We start from the raw sequence: 16,779 nt of genomic DNA, 5'->3' as shown, positions 1-16,779 counted from the left end.
CGTCGGACGGGCCACCCCCTCACGCGTGCTCGCCTGATCTCACATCATGCGGAACCGGGCGGCGTTGCCCCGGTCGGTGTCCTGGTAGCCGACGACCGACTCGTCGAGGAGCTGGGCGATGCGCGCCAGGTCCTGGTTCATGCCGGCCATGTCGCGGGTGATGCGGTCCTGGGTCTCGCGGTACGCGATCTTCGCCTCACCCTCCCAGTTGCTGGCGACGCGGTTGACCTCGGCCATGAGGTCGTCGAGCTTCTGGGTGAGGGTGGTGGAGGTCAGACGGGTGTCGGCCGCCGCCTGCGTCACGGTGTCGTAATTGACCGCAGTGGTCATGGTGTTGACTCCTGGAGTGAGAGTGGCCCGGTGGACTGGTCGAGTGGCTCAGACGCCGAGGATGGCGCTCGAGTTGCCGCCGCCGGCGCCGCCGCCGGTGTCCATCGAACGGAAGGACCGCAGACGGTCCTCCTCCTCGCGCGAGAACCCGTCGGCGCTCATGCGCATCATCTCTTCGAGGTTGGAGAGCTCCTGGCGCATGCTGCGCAGGCGCTGGTTCAGGTCGTTCTGGACCCGGTCGTACTCCTTGCTCGCAGCACCCTGCCAGCCCGCCTGAACGCGGTCCACCACGCTGTTGAGCGAGGTGATGCGGGACTGCAGCTCGTCGGAGAAGTCCTGGATCCGGCCGGCGAGCTTGACTTGTTCGGCACTGGTTACGTTCAGGTCTTTCGACATCTTGCCCCTTCTTCCTTCGGTGACGTCGACGGCGGGGCCGTCGGGCCATCCGGTCGTGATGCGGACGGGAATCTTCTGATGCCGCCCCCGTGCTGGGATCGCACTGCCGTACGCCCCGCGGTCACTTTAGCCATTGACGGCGGCAGTTCCAACTGCAAAGGAGGGTCGGGATACTTGACCGACACGCCGGTCAACGGACCCCCCTTCCACGTCGGCTGTCGCGGATCACGGTGGCGGTCCCGGCGACCACGGCCACCAGGACGACACCGATCCCCAACGTGTAGGTGGCGAGCCGTTCGGAGCGCTCCTGAGGCGTCTCCGACAGCGCCAGACGGGCCGGCTCGGGAGTCGGCGGCTTGGGCGGGCGGGGGTCGGGCGTGGGCGCCGTGGGCGGCGTCCCCGGGGCGTCGGCGAGCGCCCGCACCGGGTCGACCACACCCCAACCGACGTGGTTGTCGCGTCCGTTCACCGAGCGGACGGCGGTCTGCTGGATCCGGGCGACGATCTGGGCCGCGCTCCAGTCCTTGTGCTCGGCGCGGAGCAGGGCGGCGACACCGGCGACGTACGGAGCGGAGAAGCTGGTGCCGTTGTCGACGCACTGGCCGCCGCCGGGGACCGTGGAGACGATGTCGACGCCGGGGGCGGCGACCCCCACCATGGGACCCGACTGGGAGAACGCGGCGCGCTCGTTGTTCCGGTCGGAGGAGGCGACGGCGAGGACCCCGGGGAAGGCGGCCGGGTAGGTCAGCTTGAGTTGGCCGTCCATGCCGTCGTTGCCGGCGGAGGCGACGACGACGACGTCGTTCTCGATGGCCTCGGCCACCGCCTTGGCCATCGGCGTCTCGGGGCCGAGGCGCTGGGTGGTGTCCTGCGAGATGTTGATGACGTGGGCGCCCTTGGCGACGGCCCACTTGATGGCCTCCGCCATCGAGTCGGCCTTGCCGCTGTTCTTCTCGTCGTTCTGCCGGATCGGGATGATCATCGCCTCGGGCGCGAGCCCGACGAATCCGGTGCCGTCGACGGGACGGGCGGCGATGATCCCCGCGACCTTGGTGCCGTGGCCGACCTGGTCGACGGTGCCGTCGGTCTTGCCGCGCTGCTCGTCGCCGAGGCCCGGGTTCTCCTTGTCGGGCTTGAGGTAGTCCTTGCCCGCCTTGGCGTCGACGGCTCCCTTCAGCTGCGGGTTGACGTCGTCGACGCCCGTGTCGATGACCGCGACCCTGACGCCCTTGCCCTTGGTGTCCTGCCACAGCTCGTCGAGGAGGACCCGCTGGAGCGGCCAGGGGGTGTCCGCGATCTGCTTCTTCATCGGGAAGGTGCACTCGCCGCTGCCGTCGAGGACGGGAGCGCCGCCGACGCCTTCGCGGGGCCCGGGGGCGGCCGAGGCCGCTCCGGGGGCCGCGAGGAGCGCGGTGAGGGTGCCCGCGGCGAGGAGGGCCGCGGCGCGGGTGGTCGTCGTCATCGGTGTCACCCCCTAGGAACCCTGCGGCTGGGCCGCGCTGTTGGAGTCGAGCCGGGGGCCCTTCGAGAGGAACTCCGACCATTCGATCGGGACCCGGGCCGGCACGACCTTGTCGTAGCCGAGACGCTTCTGGGCTTCGCTGGGTTGCGGTCGTCCGTCGGCCGGCTTCTCCTTGTCGCCCGCGCCGATCTTGGAGGGGGTCGAGTCGCTGTCGCCGTTGGCCTGCAGCGCGTAGCGGAGTCCCGTGTCGGTGACGAGGAACAGCGAACCGCCGGACGCCTGCTGGTTGCCTTGGGTCTGGGTGTACAGCAGGCCGGTGCCGGGGGTGACGTACGTGCTGCTGCCGCCCGCGGTGATGTCGGCGGGGTACTGGGGGCCGGCCCAGGTCGCGAGGGTCGTCTGCCCCTTCTCACCGACTTCGGTGAGGATGCTGCAGATGGTGTCGCGGGCGTCCGGGCCGGTGACGGAGTTGACCTGCTTGGACTTCTTCTTCGGCCAGTTCGCCTCGCCGTGGAAGGCGGTCGGGTCCGGGACGAAGGAGGAGGCGTCGGCGGCGGTGGGCTTGCCGTCCATGTCGAGGGACCGGGTCTGCGGGGCGCTGATGAGCAGCTCGGCGGTGAACGGCGTGACCGGCTGGACCTTGCCGGGGAGCACGACGTAGTGCTGGGGCCCGGAACCGGTGCGCGCGAGCAGGACGTTGCCGATCCGGCTCTCGGTCGCGGTCAGGCTGGAGCCGGGGATCTGCGTGGTCCGGCCGACCTCGTTGCTGTCGATGTGCGGGAAGTCGATCTCGTCGCCGGTCTTGAGCGTGGCGAGCCAGTCGTCGGTGACCGGCTGCGGCTTCGCGTAGAGGCCGAACAGGACGGTGAGGAGTCCGGTGGACTCGGCCTTCAGCGGGTACTTGGTGCCGGTGTGGTCGATGAGGAACTGGGCCGCGCCCGCCTGCCCCTTGACGTACAGGACCTTCCCGTCGTCGAGCTTGTTCTTGTCCTCGGTGAGCTTCAGATCCCGCTCGGCGAAGACGAAGGTCGCCTTCTGGACGCTGGCGCCCGTGCCGCCGCCGGGCTGCTCGCAGACCGCCCAGCGCTTGGCCTTGCCCGCCTCGTCCGCGGTGGGCAGCCGGTCGGGGGCGTACGGGATGCCGAGGATGGGGCCGCGCGGCGGCGTGTTCTTGCCCTCGTCGAGCGTCTTGTCGGCGACCTGGACGACCTGGAACTGCTCGGGGTCGAGGAGGAGCCGCGCGGAGGCGAGGTTGAGCACGGGGTGGAGCAGGGTCTTCTTGTCCTTGCCCGTGCCGGTCTCCAGGACCACGTACCGGGTCGTCGACTGCTTGCCGACGATGACCCGGGTGCCCGGGGTGTCCCAGCCCTTGGGGGCCTGCGGCTTGAACATGCCCCAGGCGCCGAACCCGGCCACCACGAGCGCGGCGACGATCAACCCCGGAAGGATCGCGCGCAGCGGCTTCGGTGCCCCCTCCTCCGTGCCGGAGGGCGAGGGTTGGAGGAATGCCGCCACCGTGCGCTTCTTCGCAAAGGTGTACGCGTTGAGCTCGTCCCGCCGCGATGCCATGAGTCCCCATTCTCGTCAGGCGCGATCTTCGCGCGGGAGCCGGGGGAGGTGACACCCGGGCCCCGGCTGTCGGACCGGCCCCCTACTATGCCTGCTGTCCCGTGGGGTTCGTGGGGCGGGTAGGGTGATCCGGCCGCCAATGCCCTGGCGGGCCAGGGTGATCGGGATGAATTGAGGGGGATTCTCCATCATGGTTTCCGCGACGCGGACGCGGCCCGCCGCGGCCACCGCCTCCGCACCCCCGTCCACGGGGCCTGTTTCCTCGGTCTCGCCGAAGCTCCAGGCGCGCCCGGGACACTTCGGTTCGTTCCAATTGCAACAGCTCGTACTGATCGAGGTGGCGGCGGCGCTGATGCTGGTCGCCTGGGTCGTCGAGCCGATGCTGATGGTTCCCGCGGGCGTGGTCGCCGTCGTGCTCGTGCTGATGGCGGTCGTCCGCCGGCACCGCCGCTCGCTTCCCGAGTGGCTCGGAACGTTCCTCGCGCTGCGGACGCGCACCCGCAGGGCGTCCTCGTTCACGGTGCCCGAGGGCACCGAGCCGGGGCTCGCGCCGGTCGTGGAGTGCGATCCGGCCCTGCGGACCTACGCGTACAGCGACCGCGACCGGCGACCGGTCGGCATGGTCGGCGACGGCACCTTCCTGACCGCGGTCCTGCGGGTCGAGGCGGACGGCACGGCGCTGCGCCCGGACCGCGCGGCCGCGCCGCTGCCCGTCGGGCTCGTCCGGGACGTCCTGAGCGTGGACGGCATCCGGCTGGAGTCGGCGCAGATCGTGCAGCACACGCAGCCCGCTCCCGCGCCGCACCTGCCGGCACAGTCCATGGCCGCCCGCAACTACGGGCCGCTCCAGGCGCAGACGGGTTCGCCCGCCGTACGGATCACCTGGATCGCGCTCAAACTCGACCCCGAGCTCTGCCCGGAGGCGGTCGACGCGCGCGGCGGCGGACTCAAGGGCGCGCAGAAGTGCGTGGTGCGGGCGGCGGACCAGCTGGCGAGCCGGCTCGCGGGCGCCGGGTTCGCGGCGAGCGTGCTGACGGAGCAGGAACTCGTCTCGGCGCTCGCCACCTCGACCTGCGCCAGCCCGATGGCGATAGCGCAGGCGGGCCGGGGGCAGGCGCAGGGGCGCCGGACCCAGGAGACCGCGCGGACCTGGCGGGTGGACGACCGGCGGCACACGACGTACTGGGTGGGGCGCTGGCCCCAGCTCGGCGGGCAGGGCGGCTCGGGGGCCTCGATGCCGCAGCTGGTGGCCCTGCTGACCTCGCTGCCCGCGCTCGCGACGACGTTCAGCCTGACGCTGAGCGGCGGGGACCGGCAGGAGGTGACGATGACCGGACACGTACGGATCACCGGGCGCAGCGACGAGGAGCTGGTGGCCGCGCGGCACGAACTGGAGCGCGCCTCGCGCGGGGTGAGGACGGGACTCGTGCGACTCGACCGTGAGCAGGTGCCGGGCATCCTCGCGACGCTTCCGCTGGGGGGTGCGCGCTGATGTCCCACGCCGCCGCCTCTTCCTCTTCCTCTTCCTCCTCCTTCGGTACGCCGGCCCGTTCGGGCGCCGGTGGCACCGGCCGGGCCGCCTCACGGGGCGCCGGCTCCCGGGGTGCGGGCCGGTCCGTGAAGCCCCGCTTCGGCTTCGGGCTCGTCGGCCCGCGCCGCGACCGGCACTCCGTGCCCCTCGACCAACTCGAGGCGCTGGCCCTGCCGGTGGGCGACGACGGCATGGTGATCGGCGTCGACGCCGAGAGCCGGCCCGCCGTACTCGGCATCAACCGGCCCGTCCCGTACGACATCACGCTCATCGGCGGTCTGTGGACCGCCCAGGTGCTGGCCCTCCGGGCCGCCGCCACGGGTGCCCGGGTGGCGGTCGAGACCGGCCGCGCGCAGGCCTGGACGGCGCTCGCGCAGGCCGCCGGCGGCGGCCAGCCGTGCATCGCGCTGCACGACGTGGGGCGCGTGCCTCCGCAGGGCGCGTCCGCGGGCAGTCCCGTGGTCGTGATCCGCGACTGCGGCATGCGGCCGCCGCGCGGCCGTGTCGTGTCGGCGCCCTGGCAGTCGGTGGTCACGCTGCTGCCCTATCTGAGCCCGATCGCGCCCCGGCTCCTGGAGAAGTCCTCGCTGGTCGGCGTCCAGCGGGTCTCGCCCGACGAGGCCACCCAGATCGGCCGCATCATGAGCCTGCCGCGCCACGAGTACGAGGCGCTCTCCACGCTCGCGGACGGAGTGACGCTCTGGTGTACGCCGAGCGACCGCCAGTTCGTCATGACGCAGGGGACCGACGCCGAGACCGGATTGTTGGGCGCCGCGCGCAGGATGGACTGAACGGCACCGAACGGCATGAAGTCGTTCAAGTACGTCCGTTTTTGCATCGTTTTGAACGGTCGGGGTTCTCACTCTGCGACGCGGTCAGGTCACTTGGCGACCGGCCCGGTTCATGGGGACGGGCGCGGAGGGGTCGTCGGGCCTGCCCGGGGGTTGCCCGCGCCGATTAGGGTGGAAGAGCCCCGCCCACAACGGCACAAGGGTGCTCGACCACACCAGGAGGCAAAGTGAACGGCGATCGCGACGAGATCCACGGGGGTTGGAGTCCGCCCGCCGACGATCAGTCCGACGCGGATCCCGCCGAGATGACGGGTGAGTTCACCATCGACTACACCCCGCCGGCCTGGTACACGCAGAACGCGTCGGGCGGTGCGGGGGCCGGCGGTGCCACTCCCCCGCCACCGAGCGGAGCGCCGGTCCCCGTCCCCGGCCTCCCGGCGGGCAGCGGCTTCGAGCCGAGCTGGAACGCGGGGGCTCCGGCGGCGGGTACGCCGGCCGCGGGCACGCCCGTGGCGGGCACGCCCGTGATGGGTGGACCCGCGGCGGGTACGCCTCCGGTCGCCGGGCACGTGCCTCCGGCGGGAGCGCCTCAGGTCGGGATGCCTCCCGTGGCCGCCCCTCCGGCTGTTGCGCCTCCCGCGGTGACGCCTCCGGTCGGGATCCCTCCCGTCGGGATGCCTCCGATCGCCGCTCCCCCGGTCGCCACGCCTCCCGTTGTCGCGGCCCCCGTCGTGGCGGCTCCCGACGCCTCGGTTCCGGGTGCCTTCCCGCCGCCCGCCCCGCTGCCGGGTGCCACGGCGCCCGCGCCCGCGGCGCCGTTCGGGGGCGGGGACGTCGAGAGCGGCTCGACCATGCGCTTCTCCCCCGCCGCGCTCCAGCGCGAGATCGCGGAGCGCGCGGCGGAGGCCACCGTGGCCGCCCCCGCGACGCCCGCGACGCCCGGGACGCCCGGGACCGGCGCCGAGGACCCGACCGCGACCGCCGCCGACAGCGCACCGACCGAGGCCGAGACGGCCGACGCCGAGGCGCCGGACGTGACGGAGGCCGGCAGGGAGAACGCCCTCTCCGCCGAAGCACCCGAAGCACCCGAGACGTCCGAGACGTCCGAAGCATCGGAGACGCCCGGAGCACCTGGAGCAGCCGGGGCACCCGAGGTCGCGGGAGCCCACGACGAGGCCTCGCCCGCCCAGGCCGCCGATGCCGTGGCGGGTACCAGCCCGAGCCCTGAGGGCGCCGGGGTGGACTCCGGTCCGGACTCCGACGCGGAAGACGGACCGGTCGACGACGCCGTACCCGCAGACGCCTCCGGCGACGCGGTCCTTCCGGACGCCGTCCCGGCCGCTCCCGAGGCACTGACGGAGCCGATGGCCCCCGTCCCGCACCCGCCCGCCGACGCCGCGCCGCAGGGCTTCGGCCCCGACGCGGCCCCCGGCCCGTTCCCCCCTGCCGCTCCCGGTCCGTTCCCCGGTTCCGCCCCCGCGCAGCCCTTCCCGGGCGCCGGACCGCAGGCCGGTGCCGGGCTGCCGCCGCTGCCGCCGTCGTTCCAGCCGGCCGCTCCCGGGCCCGCCCAGCAGTGGCCCGCGCAGCCGGGCGCCCAGCCGCAGCCCCAGGCCGCGCCGCTGCCGCCCGCCGCCGCATGGCCGCCGCCCTCCACTCCCGGTGCGCCCGGCCCCGTACCGCCGCAGGCCCAGCCTCAGCACCAGGCGCCCGGTGCCTACGGCTACCCGCAGGCCCCGCCCGCTCCGCAGCCGCCGCACGCCCAGCAGGCTCCGCACGAGCAGCACCAGGCTCCCGGCGGCTACGGCTACCCCCAGGCCCCGCAGGCCCCGCAGCCCCAGCCCCCGGCTCCCGCGCCCCAGGGCGGCTACGGCTTCCCGCACCCCGGGACGCCCCCGCAGCAGCCCGGTTACGGCTACCCGCAGGGCCCCGGCGGACAGCCCGGGGTTCCCGGTGGTGTGCCGCCGCAGGCCCAGGGCGGTTACGGCTACCCGCACCCGGCCGCCGTACCTCCGCAGGCACCGGCTCCCCAGCCGCCGCAGGACGGGCAGCCCGTCGACCCGCGGACCGGGGCCGCCTGGCCGTCGCCCGTGACGCACGATCAGCGGGAGCGGTCCGTGCCGGGCGCCCCGCTCGGCTACAACGCGGCCGTCGAGCTCTCCTCCGACCGCCTGCTGCGGAACAACAAGCAGAAGCCCAAGTCCAGCCGGACGCCCGGCGGCGCCGCCGCCCGCTTCAAGCTCGGCGGCAAGAAGGAGGAGGCGGAGCGGCAGCGCAAGCTGGAGCTGATCCGGACCCCCGTCCTCTCCTGCTACCGGATCGCGGTCATCTCGCTCAAGGGCGGTGTCGGCAAGACCACCACGACCACCGCGCTCGGTGCGACGCTCGCGACCGAGCGGCAGGACAAGATCCTGGCGATCGACGCCAACCCGGACGCCGGAACCCTGGGCCGCCGCGTGCGGCGCGAGACCGGGGCGACCATCCGTGACCTCGTGCAGGCGATCCCGTACCTGCACTCGTACATGGACATCCGCCGGTTCACCTCGCAGGCGCCGTCCGGTCTGGAGATCCTCGCCAACGACGTGGACCCGGCCGTCTCGACGACGTTCAACGACGAGGACTACCGGCGGGCGATCGACGTCCTGGGCAAGCAGTACCCGATCATCCTCACGGACTCGGGTACGGGTCTGCTGTACAGCGCGATGCGCGGGGTGCTCGACCTCGCCGATCAGCTGATCATCATCTCCACGCCCTCCGTGGACGGCGCGTCCAGCGCGTCGACGACGCTGGACTGGCTCTCCGCGCACGGATACGCGGACCTGGTGCAGCGCTCCATCACGGTCATCTCCGGGGTCCGCGAGACCGGCAAGATGATCAAGGTCGAGGACATCGTGCAGCACTTCCAGACCCGCTGCCGCGGTGTCGTGGTCGTGCCCTTCGACGAGCACCTGTCGGCCGGCGCCGAGGTGGACCTCGACATGATGCGGCCGAAGACCCGGGAGGCGTACTTCCACCTCTCGGCGATGGTGGCCGAGGACTTCGTACGGGCGCAGCAGGCACAGGGCCTGTGGACCGGCGACGGCCAGGGCGCGCTGCCGCCGCACATGGCCCCGCCGATGCCGGGCCACCAGATGCCCGGTCAGCAGATGCCGGGTCAGCCGGTGCCGGGGCAGTTCGCGCCCGGACAGCCCGCGCCGGGGCAGCCGTACGGGGCCCAGCCCCTGCCCGGCCAGCCGGTGCCCGGACAGCCCGTCCCGGGGCAGCCGATGCCCGGCCGGCAGATGCCCGCTCAGCCGTACCCGCCGCAGCAGCCCTACGGCCAGCAGCCGGCGCCGGGGCAGCCGTACGGAGCGCCGCCCGCGCCCGGACAGCCGTACGGGGCCCAGCCGGTGCCGGGGCAGCAGCCGATGCCCGGGCAGCCCGCGCCGGGTCAGCCGTACGGAGCACAGCCCGCGCCCGGACAGCCGTACGGCGCGCCTCCCGCCCAGCCCGGCATGCCGCAGGGCTGGCAGCAGCCGCAGCCGGGTCAGCCGCTGCCTCCGCAGGCCGATCCGCAGGATCACGGTCACGGACAGCCGCAGGGCCACGACCAGGGACAGGGGCAGGTCCCGCCGCCGAACTGGTCGCAGGAGCAGCCTCCGCAGGCTCCGCCAGCCCCTCAGCAGTAAGGCGTCACAGGAGTAGACCAATGAGGCCCCGTACCGGTTCACCGGTACGGGGCCTTTTGGCATTCCCGCAGCCCACAAGGGGTTTGAGGGATCGTTGACGACGGCAGACCACCGCTGATAAACCTTCGCTTCACTCACCGTCAGCCCAAGATCCACGACAGATCCCCCGACGCGAGGTCACGTCCCATGGTCATGGTCACGAAGGTTCCACCCCGTCACGCCCCCACTCACCGGGCACTCCGTCTGCTGCTCGCCTCCGGTGTCACCGCCGTCTCGCTCGTGGCCGTCCCCGGTACCGCCGCCGCGGAGGACGACAAGTCCGCGGGGACCACGCTCACCGTCGCCGTCTCGCAGAGCATCGACTCGCTGAGCCCGTTCCTCGCCCAGAAGCTCACCTCGACCAGCATCCACCGGCTGGCGTACGAGTACCTCACCAACTACGACGCGAAGGACGCCCGGACGGTCCCGGGCCTGGCGACGGCGTGGACGCCCTCGGCGGACAAGCTGACGTGGACGTACACGATCCGCGAGAACTCCAAGTGGTCCGACGGGAAGCCGGCCACCGCCGAGGACGCGGCCTGGACCTTCAACAAGATGATGACCGACCCGAACGCCGCCACCGCCAACGGCAGCTTCACGGCCAACTTCGCGCAGGTCACCGCACCCGATCCGAAGACGCTCGTCATCCGGCTGAAGAAGCCGCAGGCCACGATGACCGCGCTCGACGTGCCGATCGTGCCGAAGCACGTCTGGGAGAAGGTCGGCGACTTCTCGAAGTTCAACAACGACAAGCAGTTCCCCATCGTGGGCAACGGGCCGTTCGTCATCACGGACTTCAAGGTCGACCAGTACATCAAGCTCAAGCCGAACAAGACGTTCTGGCGGGGCGCGCCGAAGTTCGACGAGCTGGTCTTCAAGTACTACAAGGACGGGGACGCCGCCGTCGCCGCCCTCCAGAAGGGCGAGGTGTCCTTCGTACCGAATCTGACGCCCGCCCAGGCCGCCGCGCTGAAGACCCAGAAGAACGTCAAGGTCAACGACGCCCCCGGCCGCCGCTTCTACGCCATCGCCACCAACCCCGGCGCGAAGGCCCAGGACGGCAAGGCCTTCGGCAACGGCCACAAGGCGCTGCTCGACCCGGCGGTCCGCAAGGCGCTCTTCCTCGCGGTCGACCGCACCACCCTCGTCGACAAGGTCTTCCAGGGACACGCGGTCGAGGGCGAGGGCTACATCCCGCCGCGCTTCGGCTCGTACTTCTGGAAGCCCGAGGACGCCCAGAAGCGGTCGTACGACCCCGTCGCCGCGGAGAAGGTCCTCCTCGCGGCCGGCTACCGGAAGAACGCCGAGGGCAAGCGGATCGGCAAGGACGGCAAGCCGCTGGAGTTCCGGATCCTCTGTCACGCCACCGACCCGAACGACAAGGCCGTCGGCAAGTACCTCCAGGAGTGGTGGGGCGCGCTGGGCATCGGCCTGAAGGTCGACTGCCTGGACAGCGTCTCGGACCCCTGGGTCAAGGGTGACTACGACCTCGCGTTCGACGGCTGGTCGGTCAATCCCGACCCGGACTACGTCCTGTCGATCCACACCTGCGGCACGCTCCCGGCGACGGTGAAGGACTCCGGGGCCACCGACAACTTCATCTGCGACAAGGAGTTCGACGGGCTCTACGCGCAGCAGGCGGTGGAGTACGACACCGCCAAGCGGGCGGATCTGGTGAAGCGGATGCAGTCCCGGCTGTACGACACGGGGTACATGAACATCATGGCCTATCCGAACGCCCTCGAGGCGTACCGCACGGACCAGATCGCGTCCATCACGACCATGCCCGAGGCCGCCGGAAACCTGTGGGGCCAGGACGGCTACTGGAGCTGGTGGTCGGCCACGCCCACGGCCTCCGCGTCCGACGGCGACAGCTCCGGTTCCTCGACGACCCTCTGGCTGATCCTCGGCCCGGTCGCGCTCGTCCTCGTCGCCGCGGGCGTCTGGACCGCCCGTCGCCGTCGCACCACCGCCGACGACCGCGAGTAGTCCGTGACGACTGCGAGCACCCCCGCCGACGTGGTGCGGGCCGAAAAGGCCCGCGCCACGGACGGCGCACCCCGCACCGGTTCCTCCCTCGGCTATCTCCGCCACGCGGCGGGCAAGCTGGGCGGCGCGCTCGTCTCCCTCTTCGCCGTCCTCGTCACCAGCTTCTTCCTGTTCCGGATCATCCCCGGCGACCCGGTGAAGGCGATGACGCACGGCGTGCCCACCTCCGCCGAACAACTCGCCACACTGCGGCGCCAGTTCGGGCTCGATCTGCCGCTGTGGCAGCAGTTCACGGACTACTGCGCCAAGGCCCTGAGCGGCGACCTCGGCACCTCGTTCCAGTTCCGCGCCCCGGTCGGCGACCTGATCGCGGAGAAGCTGCCCGCGACGCTGCTGCTCACCGGCGTCGCCGTGGTGATCTACTCCGCCCTCGGGCTCTGGCTCGGCACCCGCTCGGCCTGGCGCCACGGCGGGCTCGGCGACAAGCTGAACACCGGGATCGCGCTGACCCTGTGGTCGGTGCCCTCCTTCTGGCTCGGGCTGCTGCTCATCATCGTGTTCTCGGTCGGCATCGGCCCGGTCCCGGGGCTCTTCCCGACCGGCGGCATGGAGTCGGGCACGGGCGAGACCGGCTTCGCGTACGTCCTCGACGTCGCCCACCATCTCGTCCTGCCGGTCGTCACGCTCGTGGCCGTCGGGTACGCGCAGACCCTGCTCGTGATGCGCTCCTCGCTCCTCGACGAGATGGGCGGCGACTATCTGACGACGGCGCGGGCGAAGGGGCTGCGCGACGACGACGTGCGGCGCCGGCACGCCGTGCCGAACGCGCTCCTGCCGACCGTGACCATGATCTTCATCAATCTGGGCCATGTGGCCGCCGGTTCGATCCTGGTGGAGACGGTGTTCTCCTGGCCGGGGCTCGGCGGGCTGTTCTACCAGGCCCTGAGCGTGCCCGATCTGCCGCTCGTCCAGGGCCTGTTCGTGGTCTTCGCCGGGGCCATGATCCTGATGAACCTGATCGCCGACCTGCTGTATCCGCTGCTCGACCCCAGGGTGGGCCGATGACCACGACCGAGCCGGCGCCGCCGTCGGCGGCCTCGCTGCGGTGGGAACGCCGCCGCAGCTCGGTGTCCCGCTTCTGGAAGGCGTACCGCACCCATCGCGCCGGGCTCCTCGGCCTCGCCGGGCTCGCCCTCATCGCGCTGCTCGCGCTGACCGCCCCGTGGACCGTCGGCGCCGACGTGCAGTCCGTGACGCAGGCCCCGGGCACCGCCCTGGAGTCGCCGAGCGCCGAGTTCCCGCTGGGCACCGACCAGTTCGGCCGCTCGCTGCTCGGCCTGCTGATCTGGGGAGCGCGCATCTCACTGCTCGTCGGACTGCTCGCGGCGGCGCTCTCGGTCGCCATCGGCGCCCTCGTGGGGATCATCGCCGGGCACTACGGCGGCTGGTTCTCGACCGTCGTCATGCGGATCACCGACTGGTTCCTGGTGATGCCGACCCTGGTCCTCGCGATCGTGCTCGCCACCGTCATGTCCCGGTCGATGTGGACGGTCGTCATCGCCATCGGGGTGACCTCCTGGCCGACCACGGCGCGCCTGGTGCGGGCCCAGACGATCGCCGTCGAGTCCCGCCCGTACATCGAACGGGCCACCGCGCTCGGCGGCGGCCACGGGCACGTCATGAGCAGGCACGTGCTGCCGAACGTGATGCCGCTGGTGCTCGCGCAGACGACCCTCGGCATCTCGACCGCCATCCTCACCGAGGCGACCCTCGCCTTCCTCGGGCTCGGCGACCCGACGGTCGTCTCCTGGGGCGGCATGCTCCAGGACGCCCGCGAGGCCGGCGCGGTCTCCTCCGGGCACTGGTGGTACCTGGCCCCGCCCGGCATCGCCATCGCCCTGGTCGCGCTGGCGTTCACCCTGTGCGGCCGGGCCGTCGAGTCCGTGCTCAACCCGAAGCTGGGGGTGGGGCGATGAGCCTCCTGGAGGTACGGGACCTCAGGGTGACGTACGGGTCGGGCGCGGCCGCCGTGCCCGCCGTGCGCGGGGTCGACCTGACCCTGGAGCCGGGCCGCAAGCTCGGTGTGGCGGGCGAGTCCGGCTGCGGCAAGTCCACGCTCGCCCTCGCGCTGCTGCGTCTGCTTCCGGCGTCGGCGCGGATCGAGGGCCGCATCCTGCTCGACGGCGACGACGTCCTCGCCATGAAGTGGGGCCGGCTCCGGGCCGTGCGGTGGGCGGGGGCGTCGATCGTCTTCCAGGGCGCGATGCACTCGCTCAACGCCGTGCACCGGATCGGCGACCAGATCGCCGAGCCGCTGCTCGTCCACGGCCGGGCGACCCCGGCGGCGGCCCGCAGGAAGGCCGGCGAGCTGCTCGAACACGTCGGTCTGCCCGCCGCGCGCGCGGCCGCCTATCCGCACGAACTGTCCGGCGGACAGCGGCAGCGCGTGATGATCGCGATGGCGCTGGCCTGCGATCCGCAGCTGATCGTCGCCGACGAGCCGACGACCGCGCTCGACGTGATGATCCAGGCGCAGATCCTGCGGCTGATCGAGCGGCTCGTCGCCGAGCAGTCCATCAGCCTCCTGATGATCAGCCACGACCTCGCCGTCCTCGCCGACACCTGTGACCGGCTGGCCGTGATGTACGCGGGGCGGGTCGTCGAGGAGGGTCCGGCCCGGGCGGTGTACGAGTCAGCCCGGCACCCTTATGGACGGGCGCTGTCCTCGGCGTTCCCGCGCGTCGGGGACCTCGCGTCCCGGCGTGCGCCGCGCGGACTGCCGGGCGATCCGCCGGACCCGGCGGACCTGCCGGGCGGCTGCACCTTCCATCCGCGCTGTCCGGTGGCGGTGGACGCGTGCGGCGAACTCGATCTGGAGCTACGGGAGGCGGGCACCGACCACCGGGCCGCCTGCGTCCATGTGGGGAGCGCGTCATGAGTACGGAGACGGCCGTGCGTACGGAGGCGGAGGCGGCGTCACTGCTGTCGGCGCGCGGGCTGCACGTCACCTTTCCCGGGCGGCGGGGCGCGCCGCCCGCGCGGGCGGTCGACGGGGTGGACCTGGACATCGGCGCGGGCGAGATCGTGGCCCTCGTCGGGGAGTCGGGCTGCGGCAAGACGACCCTGGCCCGCTCGCTCCTCGGCCTGGTCCGGCCCACGGCGGGGACGGTCTCCTTCGACGGGAAGCCGCTCGGGTACGGCGCCGGGGCCCTCAAGGCGTACCGGAAGCGGGCCCAGCTGGTCCTCCAGGACCCGAGCGGCTCGCTGAACCCCCGGCACACGGTGTACGACGCGGTCGCGGAGGGGCTGCGGATCCACGGATACGCGGGGGACGAGCGGGAGGCGGTCGCCGGGGCTCTCGCGCGGGCCGGGCTCCGCCCGCCGGAGCGCTTCTTCCTGCGCTATCCGCACGAGCTGTCGGGCGGGCAGCGGCAGCGCGTCGTCATCGCGGGCGCGCTGGTCCTGGATCCCGAACTCATCGTCGCCGACGAGCCGGTGGCCTCGCTGGATGCCTCCGTGCGGGGCGAGATCCTGGCGCTGCTGCTGCGCCTGCGGGACGAACTCGGGCTCTCCGCCCTGGTCGTGACGCACGACCTGGGTCTCGCGTGGAACATCGCGGACCGGGTGGCGGTGATGTATCTGGGCCGGGTCGTGGAGACCGGCACGGTGGAGTCCGTCCTGACCCGGCCTCAGCACCCTTACACCCAGGCGCTGTTGTCGGTGCTTCCGGAGTCCGGGGGTGCCCCGGTGGTGCTGACCGGTGAGCCGCCCGACCCGTCGCGCATCCCGTCCGGCTGCCGCTTCCACGCCCGCTGCCAGGTCCTCGCCTCGGGCGAGGCGACGGCCGTCGCGGATCGCTGCCGCGGCGCGAGCCTGCCGGTCCTGGGCGGCGGCGGGGAGCAGGAGGTGGCCTGCCACTGGGTGGCGCGGGGGGCGGTGGTCTGAGGCGAAGGGGCGGTGGTCCGGGCCGACGGGAGGCGGTGGGCGCCTCCCGTCCCTCGGCCGACCGGGGCCCGGCGACCGTACGGCGACGGGCTAGCCGGCCTGGGGGTGCTCCAGGTCGTACGCCTCCGTCAGCTCCCGGCAGCGCTTCACATCGCCGGCCATCGCTTCGAGCAGGTCGTCCAGGGTGTCGAACTTCAGCATCCCGCGGACGTACGCGAGGAAGTCGACGGCCACGTGCAGCCCGTACAGGTCGAGGCCCTCACGGTCGATCGCATAGGCCTCCACCGTCCGCTCCGTGCCGTCGAACTGCGGGTTCGTGCCGACCGAGATGGCCGCCGGCATCCGCTCCCCGTCGGCCGTCAGCCAGCCGGCGTAGACGCCGTCGGCGGGGATGGCGGTGTGCGGGAGGGTCTCGACGTTGGCCGTCGGGAAGCCCAGTTCGCGGCCGCGCTGCGCGCCGCGGACCACGATGCCCTCGACCCGGTGCGGACGGCCGAGGATCTCACCGGCGCCGGCCATGTCGCCCTCGGCGACGAGCCGGCGGGTGAGGGTGGAGGAGAAGGGGTCGCCGCCGCCCGCCGTGCCGCTCACGTACAGGTCGATGACCTCGACCTCGTAGTCGTAGGTGCCGCCGAGCTCGGACAGGAAGGCGACGTTCCCGGCGGCCCGGTGGCCGAAGCGGAAATTGGGGCCCTCGATGACGGCCTTCGCGTGCAGCTTGTCGACGAGCACCTTGACGATGAAGTCGGCCGGGGACAGCTGCGAGAACTCGGCGGTGAACGGCAGGACGAGCACCGCGTCCACGCCGAGGCCGGCCATCAGCTCGGCGCGCCGGTGGTGCGGGGCGAGCAGCGGCGGGTGGCTGCCGGGCCGCACGACCTCGGAGGGGTGCGGGTCGAAGGTGACCACCACGGAGGGGACGCCGAGTTCCCGGGCCCGCTCGACGGCCCGCCCGATGATCAGCTGGTGCCCGCGGTGCACACCGTCGTAGGAGCCGATGGTGACGACGCTGCGCCCCCAGTCCTGGGGGATGTCCTCCAAGCCACGCCAGCGCTGCACTGT

General features: G+C 72.6%; 13 protein-coding genes. 8 read left to right on the top strand and 5 right to left on the bottom strand.

Features of this window, described 5'->3' with window-relative positions; all coding sequences use genetic code 11:
- Positions 1-39: 39 nt before the first annotated feature.
- The 4 genes from ACFQ79_RS29755 to eccB all read right to left on the bottom strand — a co-directional run bounded on the left by ACFQ79_RS29755 (position 40) and on the right by eccB (position 3,757).
- Positions 40-330, bottom strand: coding sequence for a WXG100 family type VII secretion target (locus ACFQ79_RS29755; RefSeq protein ID WP_383589244.1), 291 nt, complete (start codon positions 328-330; stop codon positions 40-42).
- A 48-nt stretch (positions 331-378) separates the two neighbouring features.
- Positions 379-726 (bottom strand): WXG100 family type VII secretion target, encoded by a 348-nt coding sequence (locus tag ACFQ79_RS29750; RefSeq protein ID WP_266969815.1) that lies wholly within the window; start codon positions 724-726, stop codon positions 379-381.
- A 190-nt stretch (positions 727-916) separates the two neighbouring features.
- Positions 917-2,188, bottom strand: coding sequence for a type VII secretion-associated serine protease mycosin (mycP, locus tag ACFQ79_RS29745; protein WP_383589242.1), 1,272 nt, complete (start codon positions 2,186-2,188; stop codon positions 917-919).
- A gap of 12 nt (positions 2,189-2,200) precedes the next feature.
- Positions 2,201-3,757: a type VII secretion protein EccB gene (eccB, locus tag ACFQ79_RS29740; RefSeq protein ID WP_383589240.1), complete on the bottom strand. Its 1,557-nt coding sequence runs from the start codon at positions 3,755-3,757 to the stop codon at positions 2,201-2,203.
- A gap of 190 nt (positions 3,758-3,947) precedes the next feature.
- Here eccB and eccE point away from each other — a divergent pair, with 190 nt between their 5' ends.
- The 8 genes from eccE (at position 3,948) to ACFQ79_RS29700 (ending at position 15,717) form a co-directional block, all read left to right on the top strand.
- Positions 3,948-5,249: a type VII secretion protein EccE gene (gene eccE / locus ACFQ79_RS29735; RefSeq protein WP_383589238.1), complete on the top strand. Its 1,302-nt coding sequence runs from the start codon at positions 3,948-3,950 to the stop codon at positions 5,247-5,249.
- Positions 5,249-6,079, top strand: coding sequence for a hypothetical protein (locus tag ACFQ79_RS29730; RefSeq protein ID WP_383589236.1), 831 nt, complete (start codon positions 5,249-5,251; stop codon positions 6,077-6,079). The genes eccE and ACFQ79_RS29730 overlap by 1 nt, the downstream gene beginning before the upstream one ends.
- A 227-nt stretch (positions 6,080-6,306) precedes the next feature.
- Positions 6,307-9,744, top strand: coding sequence for an SCO5717 family growth-regulating ATPase (locus ACFQ79_RS29725; RefSeq protein WP_383589234.1), 3,438 nt, complete (start codon positions 6,307-6,309; stop codon positions 9,742-9,744).
- Between the two features lie 192 nt (positions 9,745-9,936).
- Positions 9,937-11,772, top strand: coding sequence for an ABC transporter substrate-binding protein (locus ACFQ79_RS29720; RefSeq protein WP_383589246.1), 1,836 nt, complete (start codon positions 9,937-9,939; stop codon positions 11,770-11,772).
- Between the two features lie 3 nt (positions 11,773-11,775).
- On the top strand, positions 11,776-12,837 hold the full coding sequence (locus ACFQ79_RS29715) for an ABC transporter permease (RefSeq protein WP_383589231.1): 1,062 nt from the start codon (positions 11,776-11,778) through the stop codon (positions 12,835-12,837).
- On the top strand, positions 12,834-13,748 hold the full coding sequence (locus ACFQ79_RS29710; RefSeq protein ID WP_383589230.1) for an ABC transporter permease: 915 nt from the start codon (positions 12,834-12,836) through the stop codon (positions 13,746-13,748). The genes ACFQ79_RS29715 and ACFQ79_RS29710 overlap by 4 nt, the downstream gene beginning before the upstream one ends.
- Entirely contained in the window at positions 13,745-14,710 is a 966-nt protein-coding gene (locus ACFQ79_RS29705) for an ABC transporter ATP-binding protein (protein ID WP_383589229.1), read from the top strand. The genes ACFQ79_RS29710 and ACFQ79_RS29705 overlap by 4 nt, the downstream gene beginning before the upstream one ends.
- The gene (locus ACFQ79_RS29700; protein ID WP_383589227.1) at positions 14,707-15,717 is read left to right on the top strand and encodes an ABC transporter ATP-binding protein; all 1,011 of its coding nucleotides are present in this window, start codon (positions 14,707-14,709) and stop codon (positions 15,715-15,717) included. Before ACFQ79_RS29705 ends, ACFQ79_RS29700 begins: the two co-directional genes overlap by 4 nt.
- 90 nt (positions 15,718-15,807) lie before the next feature.
- Here the strand turns inward: ACFQ79_RS29700 and ACFQ79_RS29695 are convergent, their stop codons facing one another.
- Positions 15,808-16,776, bottom strand: coding sequence for a bifunctional riboflavin kinase/FAD synthetase (locus ACFQ79_RS29695; RefSeq protein WP_383589225.1), 969 nt, complete (start codon positions 16,774-16,776; stop codon positions 15,808-15,810).
- Positions 16,777-16,779 lie beyond the last annotated feature (3 nt).

Origin of the sequence: Streptomyces sp. NPDC056480 (assembly GCF_042795405.1) — a bacterium.
Taxonomy (GTDB): domain Bacteria; phylum Actinomycetota; class Actinomycetes; order Streptomycetales; family Streptomycetaceae; genus Streptomyces.
This window is presented reverse-complemented; position numbering and strand designations above follow the sequence as displayed.

Coding starts and splice junctions, on each gene's coding strand:
- ACFQ79_RS29755 (WP_383589244.1), bottom strand. CDS start 330: ATGACCACTGCGGTCAATTACGACACCGTGACGCAGGCGGCGGCCGAC.
- ACFQ79_RS29750 (WP_266969815.1), bottom strand. CDS start 726: ATGTCGAAAGACCTGAACGTAACCAGTGCCGAACAAGTCAAGCTCGCC.
- mycP (WP_383589242.1), bottom strand. CDS start 2,188: ATGACGACGACCACCCGCGCCGCGGCCCTCCTCGCCGCGGGCACCCTC.
- eccB (WP_383589240.1), bottom strand. CDS start 3,757: ATGGCATCGCGGCGGGACGAGCTCAACGCGTACACCTTTGCGAAGAAG.
- eccE (WP_383589238.1), top strand. CDS start 3,948: ATGGTTTCCGCGACGCGGACGCGGCCCGCCGCGGCCACCGCCTCCGCA.
- ACFQ79_RS29730 (WP_383589236.1), top strand. CDS start 5,249: ATGTCCCACGCCGCCGCCTCTTCCTCTTCCTCTTCCTCCTCCTTCGGT.
- ACFQ79_RS29720 (WP_383589246.1), top strand. CDS start 9,937: ATGGTCACGAAGGTTCCACCCCGTCACGCCCCCACTCACCGGGCACTC.
- ACFQ79_RS29710 (WP_383589230.1), top strand. CDS start 12,834: ATGACCACGACCGAGCCGGCGCCGCCGTCGGCGGCCTCGCTGCGGTGG.
- ACFQ79_RS29705 (WP_383589229.1), top strand. CDS start 13,745: ATGAGCCTCCTGGAGGTACGGGACCTCAGGGTGACGTACGGGTCGGGC.
- ACFQ79_RS29700 (WP_383589227.1), top strand. CDS start 14,707: ATGAGTACGGAGACGGCCGTGCGTACGGAGGCGGAGGCGGCGTCACTG.